The organism is Microterricola pindariensis, from assembly GCF_002936985.1.
GTDB lineage: Bacteria > Actinomycetota > Actinomycetes > Actinomycetales > Microbacteriaceae > Microterricola > Microterricola pindariensis.
The window spans coordinates 1-11,609 of sequence record NZ_MPZN01000084.1 but is presented as its reverse complement, the minus strand read 5'-3'; the positions used below and the strand labels follow the sequence as shown (position 1 = coordinate 11,609).

Below are 11,609 nucleotides of genomic sequence, written 5' to 3'. Positions count from 1 at the left end.
GGGGGATCCAGTCCTCCAGCTGCGAGCGGCGCAGCAGGGAGCGGTCCAGCGCGCCGACGCCGTCCACCAGTGAGCCGGCCAGACGGGCCAGCGAACGGATCGTCTTGGACGAGCCGACGACGTGCACCGGTGCGGGCAGCTCGGCGAACGCGGGCAGCGCCTCCTCAAGCACGGAGCGGGCGTGCTCGCGCAGTGCGTTCATCTGGGCGGATGTCGGCGGGTCATCGTGCAGGAAGGCGATCGTGCTGCGGCCGGCGCCGAGCGGCAGTGACAGTGAGACGGCGGGGAACTCGTCGGCCCCGGCCGCGATCTCCAGCGAACCGCCGCCGATGTCGAAGAGCAGCGTGTCGGCGGCAGACCAGCCGTACCAGCGGCGCACGGCGAAGAAGGTGAGCCGGGCCTCGTCGTCGCCCGAGAGCACGTGCAGCTCCACGCCCGTCTCCGCGGCGATCAGATCGAGCACCTGTTGGCCGTTGGTGGCCTCGCGGAGCGCGGATGTCGCCATCGGCAGGAGCTCGTCGATGTTGTTCTGGCGGGCGACGGCGGCGGCCGAGCGCACCGATTCGAGGATCGCGTCGATGCCCTCCGCGCTGATCGAGCCGTCCGGCAGCAGATAGCGCATCAGGCGCAACACCGATTTGTGCGAGGCCATCGGAACGGGCGCGGCCCCCACGTGGGCGTCGACGATCAGCAGGTGGACGGTGTTCGAACCGACGTCGAGAACTCCAAGTCGCATTCTCGAACGATAGCGCGCGGCGGCAACCACGGCGAACATGGCGCGGTTTGGACGCCGATGGTGCATACTGTTTCACATTCAACAAGTGGGTCGAATGTCCCACTTCTGAAACGTCGCACACTTGCGCGGCGGAGAACAAACTTGCTCAGTGTCGTGTAAGGAGGTCCAGATGCCCCGCATCCCCGCGGCGGAACGCCGTGCGGCACTCGTCCAGGCGGCCCTGCGCGTCGTCGCCACCCAGGGCGTCGCGGCGGCCACCACGCGGGCCATCGTCGCCGAGGCCGGCATGTCGCTGGCCAGCTTCCACTACGCGTTCTCCTCCCGCGACGAGCTCATGCACGAGCTCATCTCCTTCGTCGTGGCTCACGAGGAGGCGGCCGTGCTGCCCGGGCCCTACGGCGACGCCTCGCTGCGCGACATCATCCGCGCCGGGCTGCAGCGCTACGCCGACCTGTTGCGCGCCGACCCGCTGCGCGAGCAGGCGATGCTCGAACTCACCCAGCAGGCGCTGCGCTCGGAGGGCATGGAGCCGCTCGCCCGGCTGCAGTACGACCACTACTACACGCTCGCCGCGGCCGCGCTGACGACGGCGGCCGAGCACACGGGCACGAGCTGGATCCTTCCCGTCGAGGAGGTGGCCCGCCTGCTGGTGGTGCTGACCGACGGGTTGACCGTCTCCTGGCTGGTCGACCGCGACGACGCGGCGGCGGCATCCGTGATGGACTTTGCGGCGGATGCGCTCGCAGGATTGGGCAGGCAGTCATGAGCGGCGACCCCACGACCACGGCCACGAGCGGCGGTGGCGCCCCGGCGCTGCCCGGCGTCTTCGCCGAGCCGACCCAGCGGGTTCCCGGCCGCTGGATCGCGGCCTTCGGCAGCGCCTGGCTCGGCATCTGGATGGCGCAGCTGACTCCCGTGCAGATGCTGCTGCCCCTGCAGATCGACGCCCAGCTCAAGCCGGCGCAGTGGACGGACAGCGTCGTCGCGTTCGGCGTGATCTCCGGCATCGCCGGGCTGATCGCGATGCTCGCCTTCCCGCTGACCGGCGCGCTGAGCGACCGCACCACCTCCCGCTTCGGCCGCCGCCGGCCGTGGATCGCCGCCGGCACGGCGATGTTCGCGGCCGCGCTGGTCGCACTCGGCTTCCAGAGCCAGCTGGTGGGCATCGCGATCTGCTGGATCGTCGCCAGCACCGGCTTCTGCGTGCTCACGGCCGCGCTGACCGCGACCATCTCGGACCAGGTGCCGGTGAACCAGCGCGGCTACGTGTCCGGCTGGATGTCGGCGCCGCAGGCCGTCGGCACCATCCTGGGCCTCGTGCTGGTGCTCACCGTGTTCACGGGCCAGCTGCTGGGCTACCTCTCGATGGCGGTGCTGCTGGTGCTGCTGATGATCCCGTTCCTGCTCAAGCCGGAGGCCGTGCTGCTGCCGACGCAGCGCGAGCCGCTCAGCACCCGCGGCATCCTGGCCAGCCTGTGGATCAGCCCGCGTCGCTACCCCGACTTCGGCTGGACGCTGCTCAGCCGCATCCTGGTGAACTTCGGCAACGCCTTCGGCACGAGCCTGCTGCTGTACTTTCTGATGTTCCAGCTGAAGGACGCGAACGCCGAAGAGAACCTGATCCTGCTCACCCTGATCTACATGGTCTTCGTCGTGCTCGCCTCGCTCGTGCTCGGCCGGCTCTCGGACCGCCTGGGCCGGCGCAAATCCTTCGTGTTCATGTCGTCGAGTGCCCAGGCCGTCGCCGCGCTGATGCTGGCGTTCTTTCCCAGCCTGCCCGTTGCCATGGTCGCCGCCGGCCTGCTCGGGCTCGGCTACGGCTGCTTCCTCTCGGTCGACCAGGCGCTGGCCACCCAGGTGCTGCCCGACCCCGCCAGCCGCGGCAAGGACCTCGGCATCATGAACATCGCCACCACCGTGCCGCAGGCCATCGCCCCGATGCTGGGCGCCGCGACCGTGGCGATGCTCGGCAGCTTCCAAGGGCTGTTCCTCATGTCGGCCGTCTTCGCCTTCGCCGGGGCACTGGCCGTCTCGCGAGTGAAAGGGGTGCGCTGATGACGACTGAGCTCGCGCTGCGCTCTGGCTTCGAGCTGCCGGATGCCGGCATGGCGGCGTCCGCGCTGCCCGTCCGCTTCCACGGCGCCGACTACTGGCGCGCCCTCGACGCCGCCACGGCCGAGCTGGACCCGCCCTTCGCGGTACTGGCGCTGGACGCGCTGCGGCACAACGCCAGCGACATGCTGCGCCGGGCCGCCGGCACACCGATCCGGGTGGCCAGCAAGTCGCTCAGGGTGCGCGGGGTGATCGAGCAGCTGCTCGCCCTGCCCGGCTACCACGGCGTGCTCGCCTACACGCTGGCCGAGGCACTCTGGCTGGCCGAGACGGTCGACGACGTCGTCGTCGGCTACCCGAGCGTGGACCGGGCCGCCATCCGGCGTCTCGCCACCTCGCCGGAGCTGGCCGCCCGCGTCACGCTGATGGTTGACTCGCCCGATCAGCTGAATGTCATCGACGCGGTGCTGAAGCCGGGGGAGCGGGAGAGCATCCGGGTGTGCCTGGAACTCGACGCCTCCTGGAACGCGCCCGTGCTGGGCCACCTCGGCGTCTGGCGGTCCCCGGTGCACAGCGTCGAGGACACCCGCGCACTCGCCGGCTACATCGTCGCCCGGCCCGGTTTCGAGCTCGTCGGCATGATGGCGTACGAGGCGCAGATCGCCGGCGTCGGCAACCGGCCGATCGGCAAGCCCGTCGACGGCGCGGTCAACCGGTGGATGCAGAAGCAGTCCATCGCCGAGCTGCACGAGCGCCGCGGCGCCGCGGTGGCCGCTGTGCGCGCCATCGCACCGCTGCAGTTCGTCAACGGCGGCGGCACCGGCTCGCTGGAGAGCACGGCGAGCGACCCGTCCGTCACCGAGATCGCCGCCGGCAGCGGGATCTTCGGCGGGCACCTCTTCGACAACTACGAGCACTTCGCGCCGGCGCCGGCCGCCGCGTTCGCGCTGCCGATCGTGCGCAAGGCCACGGGGGACACCGCCACCATGCTGGGCGGCGGGTGGGTGGCATCCGGCCCGCCCAACGTCGACAGGCTGCCGCAGCTGGTCTGGCCGGAGGGCCTGAGCTACGTGTCGCGCGAGATGGCCGGCGAGGTGCAGAGCCCGCTCACCGGGGAGGCGGCCCGCCGGCTGCGGCCCGGCGACCGGGTGTGGCTGCGGCACACGAAGTCCGGCGAGCTCGCCGAGCACGTCAACGAATTCGCGCTGGTCGACGGCGACCAGGTGGTGGGCATGATGCCCACCTATCGCGGCGAGGGAAAGGCATTCCTGTGAGCGGAGAGAGCACCCGCGCGGGCCACGCCCCGGGAGCGACAGGGACTGAAACGAGCAGTGGGGGAGCAACTATGGCCGCGACCGGGGCGATCTGGCGCAATTGGGGCCGCAGCGAGTCGGTGCGCCCGGTGCGCGTCGAACGCCCGGCCAGCGTCGGCGCCGTGCAGCGCGCCGTGCAGGCGGCCGCGTCCGCCGGGCTCCCGATCAAGGCGATCGGAGCCGGGCACAGCTTCACCGGCATCGCGGTGGCGCCCGGCGTGCAGCTGGAGCTTTCCGGGCTGCGAGGCGTCATCGCCCACAACGTGGCCAAGCACCAGGTGACCCTCGCGGCCGGCACGAATCTCTACCAGCTGCCCGGGCTGCTCGCCCCGCTGGGGATGGCCCTGCCGAACATGGGCGATGTCGACAAGCAGACCATCGCCGGCGCCACCTCGACGGGCACGCACGGCACCGGCCTGAAGCTTGGGGGGCTCGCCACCCAGATCATCGGGCTGACGCTGGTGACGGGTCGCGGCGAGCTGATGCGGATCGGCACCGACTGCAATGGCGACACGTCGAACGCCGAGCTGCTGCCGGCCGCCCGGCTCGGACTCGGCGCGCTCGGCGTGATCGTCGACATCACGATGCAACTGGTGCCCGCCTTCGCGTTGCAGGCCGTCGAGCGGCCGGAGCCGCTGGCCGCAGTCATGGACGGGTTCCTAGAGCGCACGGCATCCGTCGACCACTTCGAGTTCTACTGGTTCCCGCACACCGAGACGGCGCTGACCAAGACCAACACCCGGCTGCCGGGGGACGCTGCGCTCGCCCCGATCCCGCCGTTCAAGCGTTGGGTCGACGACGAACTCGTCGGCAACACCCTGTACCGGGCCCTGTGCAACCTCGGTCGCCTCGCGCCGGCGACCATCCCACGACTTAGCCGGCTGGCCGACAAGGTCACCGGCAACCGCGACTTCACCGACCTCTCGCCGTCCGTCTTCACCACCAGCAGGACGGTGCGCTTCCGCGAAATGGAGTACGCGGTGCCGCTGGAGGCGGTGCCGGCCGCGCTCGCCGAGGTGCGCGCGCTGATCGAGCGCATGGGCTGGAAGATCTCGTTCCCGTTGGAGGTGCGCGCGGCGGCCGCCGACGACAACTGGCTGTCGACGGCGTACGGCCGCGAGAGCGGCTACATCGCAGTGCACCGCTTCTTCCGCGAGGACCCGGAGGAGTACTTCCGCGCCGTCGAGCAGATCATGATCGCACACGACGGCCGGCCGCACTGGGGCAAGATGCACTACCGCGACGCCGAGTCGCTGCGCGCCGTGTACCCGCGCTTCGACGACTTCCTCGCCGTGCGCGACCAGCTGGACCCGGACCGCGTCTTCGCGAACCCGTACCTGCGCCGGGTGCTCGGCGACTGAGCGCCGCCCCCTGGGCGGAGCCCGTCCAGAGGGTTCGGTTGGTTGAGCTTGTCGACGCCCCGCCCGCCTCCTGTTGTGTCAGGGCTTCGGTCGCTGGCGCTCCCTCGAGCCAGCGTGCTTCCCCCGCGTCCCTCCCTTCCACGTCGGCTGGGCCCTCTCTCCACGTCGGCTGAGGGAGCGTGGAACGAGCGACCGAAGCCCCCTGGTCGAGCCCGTCGAAACCGGCCACGAGCCCCGCCGCAACCCGTTGGTCGAGTAGCGAGGAACGAGCGTATCGAGACCCCGCCGCACGAGCAGAAAGTTATCCACATCAGGTATTTTTCTCGGAAAATGCTTGCATTCCGCCGTAGAATAGGAGCATGGAAGACGCGGCGGGGCAGCTGGCAGAGGCACAGTCTCTCCTGGCTCGCGCACTCGCCGGATCCGATGAGCGGATGCTGCGCGATGACGCCCTGCTCGAGCTCACCGCGACGGCCGAGGCCGTCGGCCGGCTCGCCGACGCGCTCCGCATCCGCGCGGCCGGGGAGGTCGCGTTCCGCTCCCGCCGGGAGCTCGGCGAGGACCGCTTGTCGGCCAGGAAGGGCTGCCGCAATGCCGTCGAGCTCTTAGCCCGGGTCACGCTGGCGTCCGAGCGGACGATCACGCAGCGGATGCGGCTCGGGGCGGCCGTGCGGCCCCGCACCGCGCTGAGCGGCGACACGATGCCGGCCCGCTTCGAACAGGTCGCGTCCGCGCTGGCGGCCGGCACCCTCGGCTACGACAGCGCCCTGGCCATCGTCGACACCCTGGACCCGATCCGGGCCCGGGTCGGCGACCTCAACGTCGAGCTCGCCGAGACCGCGCTCGTGGCCGCCGCCACCGGCCCCACCGCGGAGTCGCCGCTGCCGTTCGCGGCCGACGAGGTGCGCGGCCAGGCCCGGGTCTGGGAGAACGTCCTGGACGAGGACGGCACCGTCCCGGCCGAGGAGCGCGCCATGGCCGCCCGCGGCATCAGCGGCGGCCTCACCCGGGACGGCCTGGTGCACCGCAAGATGGCGCTGCTGCCGGAGATCGACGCGAAGTTCGAGACCCTGCTGAACGCGTACCTGAGCCCGCGCTCGAAGCCCACCTTCAACGACACCGACCCGGACCAGCCGAAAGACCCCCGGGCCACCGCCCAGGCCCGGCACGACGTCTTCGCCAGCCTGATCGACGGAGCCGCCCGCAGCGCCGCCGCCCCGACGATGGGCGGGGCCGCCCCGACCGTGCTGGTCTCGGTGCGGCAGGCCGACCTGGCCGCGGGGGCCGGGTCCGGGTTCATTGAGGGCTGCGAGGCGCCCATCTCACTGGGGGCGGTCGAGCAGTTCATCTGCGCCGGCGGGCAGCAGCACGTCTTGATCGGGGACGACGGCACGCTGGTCAGCTTGAGCACGACCGACCGGGTGTTCAACGCGGCCCAGCGGCGGGCGATCAGCCTGCGCGATGGTGGCTGCATCATCCCCGGCTGCACCATCCCGGCGGCGTGGTCCGAGATCCACCACGTCATCGCGTACCGGGATGGTGGCGAGACCGAGACCTGCAACGGGGTGCTGCTCTGCTGGTTCCACCACCGCACGATCGAGACGAGCGGCTGGCGGATCCTCATGATCGACGGCGTCCCACACGTGAAGCCGCCGCCCTGGCTCCGAAATGGCCGCACCGACGCCGAGACTCCCTGGCGAAGATCCACGAGTTCCCGCACCCAGCTGGCCGACCTCCTCGAACAACAGCGGGAGCGCCAGCCCGTCCTCGTCGAGTAGAAGCCGCGGCCAGGACGAAACCCGCACAACCCGATCCCGCGAGACGCTCAGGGCTTCGGTCGCTGGCGCTCCCTCGAGCCAGCGGGGGTTGCCCGCTTCCGTTGGTCGAGTAGCGAGGAACGAGCGTATCGAGACCTCGTGCTCGGGCTCGGTTGTCGGCCCGATGCCGGGTCTCGATACGGCCCTGGCGGGCCTACTCGACCAGCGGGAGGCGGGGTGGCTTCGGTCGCTGGCGCTCCCTCGAGCCAGCGGGGGTTGCCCGCTTCCGTTGGTCGAGTAGCGAGGAACGAGCGTATCGAGACCTCGTGCGGGGGCTCGGTTGCCGGCCGGATGCCGGGTCTCGATACGGCCCTGGCGGGCCCACTCGACCAGCGGGGAGGCGGGGTGGCTTCGGTCGCTGGCGCTCCCTCGAGCCAGCGGGGGTTGCCCGCTTCCGTTGGTCGAGTAGCGAGGAACGAGCGTATCGAGACCCCGCACCGGGGTCGGCTTTCGGCCGGATACCGGGGCTACGGCGTCCGTCGCCGCAGCGTCAGTGAGCCGAGCACGACCGCGCCGATCGCCCACGCGGCGATGATGGCGACGTCGACCCAGACGGGGCCGTAGTCGGCGACGCCGGCTGCGACATCGTTCAGCGCGTCGATCGCGTGCGAGAGCGGCAGCCAGTCGCTGATCGCGTGGAGCACATCTGGCAGCTGGTCGCGCGGCAGGAAGATGCCGCCGAGCAGGATCTGCGGGAACACGATGACCGGCATGAACTGCACCACCTGAAACTCGGTGCGGGCGAACGCGCTCGCCAGCAGGCCGAGCGTGGTGCCGAGCACGGCGTCCATCACCGCCACAAGCAGCAGCAGGCCGATTGGGCCGGAGATCTCCAGACCGCACACCCAGACAGCGAAGGCGACGGCGATGCTGGCCTGCACCACGGCGAGGCCGCCGAAGGCGAGCGTGTAGCCGGCCAGGAAGTCGCCGCGGCCGAGCGGCATCGCCAGCAGCCGCTCCAGGGTGCCGGTGCGGCGCTCCCGCAGCGTGGCGATGCTGGTCACCAAGAACATGACGATGAAGGGGAACAGAGCGATCATCGCCGGCCCGATCGTGTCGAAGACCGTCGTGTCGGAGAAGATCCACGCCACGAGGCCGATCAGCAGCGTCGGCACGAGCAGGAGCAGCGCGATGGTGCGGGGGTCGTGCCGGATCTGGGTGAGCACTCGGCCCGTGGTCGCGAACAGCCTCCGCGCGTTCACGAGTGCTCCCTCCGCGCGCCGTGGCCCGGGCGCTTGCGCGGCAGCACGTGCCGGGCAGGCGTCGGCGGGCCCTGCCGCGTGATCACCTCGAGGAAGGCGCTTTCGGCGTCGCTCTTGCCGGTGCTGGCGAGCAGCGCCGCCGGGGTGTCGTCGAAGAGGATCTCGCCGTCCCGCATGAGCAGCAGTCGGTCGCAGCGGGTGGCCTCGTCCATCACGTGGCTGGAGACGAGCAGGCTGACGCCGGATCTCGCGAGCCGATGGAACATCTCCCACAACTCGACCCGCAGCACCGGGTCGAGACCCACCGTCGGCTCGTCGAGCACCAGCAGCTCGGGGGAGCCGAGCAGCGCCGTGGCCAGCGACACCCGGCTGCGCTGGCCGCCCGAGAGATCGCCGGCGAGGCGCTCGGCCTGCGGGGTGAGCGCGGTCGCCTCGAGCACACGCTGCGTGTCCCCGGCCGGAGCCCCGAGTACGCGGCGGAAGTAGTCGAGGTTCTGCCGCACCGTGAGATCGTCGTAGACGCTGGCCGCCTGGGTGACGTAGCCGATCCTGTGCCGGAGCCCGGCGCTGCCGCCGGGCTGGCCGAGCACCGTCACCGTGCCCGACTCGATCTGCTGCACACCGACGATCGAGCGCATCAGGGTGGTCTTGCCGCATCCGCTCGGACCGAGCAGGCCGACCACCTGGCCGCGCGGAACGGTGAGCCGCAGCCCGTGCAGCACGGGGCTCTTCCCGCGCTGCACATGCAGCGCGTCGATGCTGATGGCGACGTCGGCGACATCCGCAGTGATTGTCATGCTCGTATTATTCGCCCCTTCCCGCCGCGCAGATACCCCCGAACCGGGGTCGTTTTCACGGCGCGTCGCGGCGGCAGGCCGGGAGTATGCGGCGGGGCGCCTTGGAGTCTGGTGGGAACGCCATGAATGCCGGAAACCGACCCATAGTATGGAGAAGCACCCAAGCAAGTCCCGCACTACAAACACGCGTTCTCAAGGAGCATCTGCCATGGAATGGCTCATCCCGATTCTTATCGTCGTCGTCCTCGCTGCCATCGTCGGCATCTACCTCTGGGCGACGTACAACTCGTTGGTCACGCTGAATGTGCGCGTCGACGAGGCGTGGAGTGACATCACCGTGCAGCTGAAGCGCCGTGCCGACCTGATCCCGAACCTGATCGAGACCGTCAAGGGCTACGCCGCCCACGAGCGTGGCGTGTTCGAGAGCGTCGCCAAGGCCCGCGCCGAGAGCCTCTCGGTGCAGACGCCGGCCGATGCGACCGTCGCTGAGAACCACATGCAGAGCGCGCTGAAGAGCATCTTCGCGGTGGCCGAGGCCTACCCGCAGCTCCAGGCCAGCCAGAACTACCTGCAGCTGCAGGGCGAGCTTGTCGACACCGAGGACAAGATCCAGGCCGCGCGCCGCTTCTACAACGGTGGCGTGCGCGAGATGAACACCAAGATCAAGGTGTTCCCGAACAACTTCTTCGCGGGCAAGCTCGGCTTCGGCGAGCGTCAGTTCTTCGAGGTGGCGGATGCCGCGGCGATCGCCGAGCCGCCCCGCGTGCAGTTCTAGAACGAACCCCACACACGTACCCCGCCCCTGCCCAGGACTCCGTGATCAGGAAACATGTATAGCGCGATAGCCCGCAACAAGCGCAACACCGTCTTCATCATCATCTTCTTTCTGCTGATCATCGGCGGCCTGGGCTGGTTGGCCGGGACCATCTACCAGAGCCCGTCGATCGTGGTGACGACGCTCGTCGTGGCGACGCTGTACGCCGTGTTCCAGTACTTCCTGGCCAGCAGGCAGGCCGTCGCCATGAGCGGCGGCATCGAGGTCACCTCGGTGACCGACCACCCCCGGCTCTGGCGCGTCGTCGAGAACCTCTCGATCACCACCGGCACGCCCATGCCGAAGGTCTACATCATCAACGACCCTGCGCCGAACGCCTTCGCCACCGGGCGCGATCCGGAGCACGCCATCGTCGCCGCGACGACGGGGCTGCTCGAGATCATGGACGACTCCGAGCTCGAGGGTGTCATGGCGCACGAGCTCGGCCACGTGCGCAACTACGACATCCGCCTCTCGATGGTCGTCTTCGGGCTCGTCCTGGCCGTCGGCTTCATCGCCGACATGCTGATGCGAATGGCCTTCTTCAGCCGCAACAGCAACAACAACAGCAACCCGGTCGTCATGGTCTTCGGCCTGGTGGCCATGCTGGTCGCCCCGCTCGTGGCCGGCATGGTGCAGATGGCCGTCTCCCGGCAGCGCGAGTACCTGGCCGACGCCACGGGCGCGATGACCACCCGGCACCCGGAGGCCCTTGCCAACGCGCTGCTCAAGCTGGAGGCCTACGGCCGGCCGATGCAGCGCCAGAACTCATCGATGGCGCACCTCTGGATCGCCGACCCGCTGAAACCCGGCATCATGGACCGCCTGTTCAGCACCCACCCGCCGATCGCCGAGCGGGTCGAGCGGCTGCGCACCATGGGCGGCACCTTCTAGCGTCTGTTCGGCCGTTGGGCCGTCGGGACGCTCGGGCCGGGTGTCCGGCGCGGATGCCGGCGGCTAACCGATCTGCTCGACGAACTCGACCCGCATCGACAGCGCCCGCTCCGGCTGCGTCAGCATGACCTCCGCGCGCTCCGCCGACGCCAGGTACGCGGCCTCGAGGGCCTGGAACGCGGCTCGGTCGCCGGGCGCGCTCACGGCCCAGACGAACTCCTCCGACTCGGGCAGCCCGTAGGCGAGCTCGATCTCGAAGCCGGCAGCGAGGCGCAGCGGCCGCATCCGCTCGGCCCACCACCGGGTGAACTCGGCGTAGCTGCCGGGCGCCAGCTGGTACCGGCGCAGCTGCACCACGCGGGGCTCACTGCTGGGCGGCTGCACGGCGCTCCGCCGATTCGATCAGCGCGTCGACGCCGAAGATGAACAGGCTGTGGTCCTCCAGGTCGGCGAGCTTGCCGGCGAGGGAGGCGATCAGCGGGTACTTGCGCGGGTCCGCCAGCAGCGGACCCTCGATCCAGGGGCTCTTCTCGTTCTCGGCCGGGGCCCGCTCTCCGCGGGCCCGCGCGATACCGGCGGCGGTGGAGAGCACAAGGGAGGCCATCAGGGCGTACTGGTGCACG

The 11,609-nt window shown here is 70.3% G+C and carries 11 protein-coding genes and 1 pseudogene; 7 read left to right on the top strand and 5 right to left on the bottom strand.

Translation table 11 applies throughout. The annotated features are described in order from the left end of the window. A partial coding sequence (locus tag GY24_RS15825; protein WP_104477422.1) for a Ppx/GppA phosphatase family protein occupies window positions 1-736 on the bottom strand: 736 nt, incomplete at its 3' end. Window positions 737-905: 169 nt separating this feature from the next. On the opposite strand from GY24_RS15825, the gene GY24_RS15820 reads away from it, so the two are divergent. The 5 genes from GY24_RS15820 to GY24_RS15800 all read left to right on the top strand — a co-directional run bounded on the left by GY24_RS15820 (window position 906) and on the right by GY24_RS15800 (window position 7,240). After that, a complete protein-coding gene (locus GY24_RS15820; protein ID WP_104477418.1) occupies window positions 906-1,502 on the top strand; it encodes a TetR/AcrR family transcriptional regulator in 597 nt (198 codons plus the stop codon). Beyond that, the gene (locus GY24_RS15815; RefSeq protein ID WP_104477416.1) at window positions 1,499-2,791 is read left to right on the top strand and encodes an MFS transporter; all 1,293 of its coding nucleotides are present in this window, start codon (window positions 1,499-1,501) and stop codon (window positions 2,789-2,791) included. The genes GY24_RS15820 and GY24_RS15815 overlap by 4 nt, the downstream gene beginning before the upstream one ends. Before the next feature lie 50 nt (window positions 2,792-2,841). Beyond that, window positions 2,842-4,062 (top strand): alanine racemase, encoded by a 1,221-nt coding sequence (locus GY24_RS15810; protein ID WP_104477420.1) that lies wholly within the window; start codon window positions 2,842-2,844, stop codon window positions 4,060-4,062. 71 nt (window positions 4,063-4,133) lie between these two features. After that, window positions 4,134-5,462 carry a D-arabinono-1,4-lactone oxidase gene (locus GY24_RS15805; RefSeq protein ID WP_104477414.1) on the top strand — a complete coding sequence of 443 codons (1,329 nt, stop codon included), beginning with the start codon at window positions 4,134-4,136 and terminating at the stop codon, window positions 5,460-5,462. Between the two features lie 359 nt (window positions 5,463-5,821). Then, a complete protein-coding gene (locus tag GY24_RS15800) occupies window positions 5,822-7,240 on the top strand; it encodes an HNH endonuclease signature motif containing protein (RefSeq protein WP_104477412.1) in 1,419 nt (472 codons plus the stop codon). 506 nt (window positions 7,241-7,746) lie between these two features. Here the strand turns inward: GY24_RS15800 and GY24_RS17940 are convergent. Together GY24_RS17940 and GY24_RS17935 are read right to left on the bottom strand one after the other, a co-directional pair. Next, the gene (locus GY24_RS17940; protein WP_104477410.1) at window positions 7,747-8,481 is read right to left on the bottom strand and encodes an ABC transporter permease; all 735 of its coding nucleotides are present in this window, start codon (window positions 8,479-8,481) and stop codon (window positions 7,747-7,749) included. Beyond that, entirely contained in the window at window positions 8,478-9,278 is an 801-nt protein-coding gene (locus GY24_RS17935; RefSeq protein ID WP_104477408.1) for an ABC transporter ATP-binding protein, read from the bottom strand. Before GY24_RS17935 ends, GY24_RS17940 begins: the two co-directional genes overlap by 4 nt. Window positions 9,279-9,486: 208 nt before the next feature. Between GY24_RS17935 and GY24_RS15785 the strand changes: the two genes are divergently transcribed. Both GY24_RS15785 and GY24_RS15780 read left to right on the top strand, forming a co-directional pair. Continuing rightward, on the top strand, window positions 9,487-10,053 hold the full coding sequence (locus GY24_RS15785; RefSeq protein ID WP_104477406.1) for a LemA family protein: 567 nt from the start codon (window positions 9,487-9,489) through the stop codon (window positions 10,051-10,053). A 54-nt stretch (window positions 10,054-10,107) separates the two neighbouring features. Continuing rightward, the gene (locus tag GY24_RS15780; RefSeq protein ID WP_104477404.1) at window positions 10,108-10,986 is read left to right on the top strand and encodes a M48 family metalloprotease; all 879 of its coding nucleotides are present in this window, start codon (window positions 10,108-10,110) and stop codon (window positions 10,984-10,986) included. Window positions 10,987-11,049: 63 nt separating this feature from the next. Here GY24_RS15780 and GY24_RS15775 read toward each other — a convergent pair whose 3' ends face one another. After that, window positions 11,050-11,343 (bottom strand): hypothetical protein, encoded by a 294-nt coding sequence (locus GY24_RS15775; RefSeq protein ID WP_104477402.1) that lies wholly within the window; start codon window positions 11,341-11,343, stop codon window positions 11,050-11,052. Window positions 11,344-11,350: 7 nt separating this feature from the next. Continuing rightward, window positions 11,351-11,609: pseudogene (locus GY24_RS17750) on the bottom strand (TetR/AcrR family transcriptional regulator); the annotation flags it as partial.

Bases quoted from the DNA above. Each gene is read 5' to 3' on its own strand.
- GY24_RS15820 (WP_104477418.1), top strand. From the start codon at position 906: ATGCCCCGCATCCCCGCGGCGGAACGCCGTGCGGCACTCGTCCAGGCG.
- GY24_RS15815 (WP_104477416.1), top strand. From the start codon at position 1,499: ATGAGCGGCGACCCCACGACCACGGCCACGAGCGGCGGTGGCGCCCCG.
- GY24_RS15810 (WP_104477420.1), top strand. From the start codon at position 2,842: ATGGCGGCGTCCGCGCTGCCCGTCCGCTTCCACGGCGCCGACTACTGG.
- GY24_RS15805 (WP_104477414.1), top strand. From the start codon at position 4,134: ATGGCCGCGACCGGGGCGATCTGGCGCAATTGGGGCCGCAGCGAGTCG.
- GY24_RS15800 (WP_104477412.1), top strand. From the start codon at position 5,822: ATGGAAGACGCGGCGGGGCAGCTGGCAGAGGCACAGTCTCTCCTGGCT.
- GY24_RS17935 (WP_104477408.1), bottom strand. From the start codon at position 9,278: ATGACAATCACTGCGGATGTCGCCGACGTCGCCATCAGCATCGACGCG.
- GY24_RS15785 (WP_104477406.1), top strand. From the start codon at position 9,487: ATGGAATGGCTCATCCCGATTCTTATCGTCGTCGTCCTCGCTGCCATC.
- GY24_RS15780 (WP_104477404.1), top strand. From the start codon at position 10,108: ATGTATAGCGCGATAGCCCGCAACAAGCGCAACACCGTCTTCATCATC.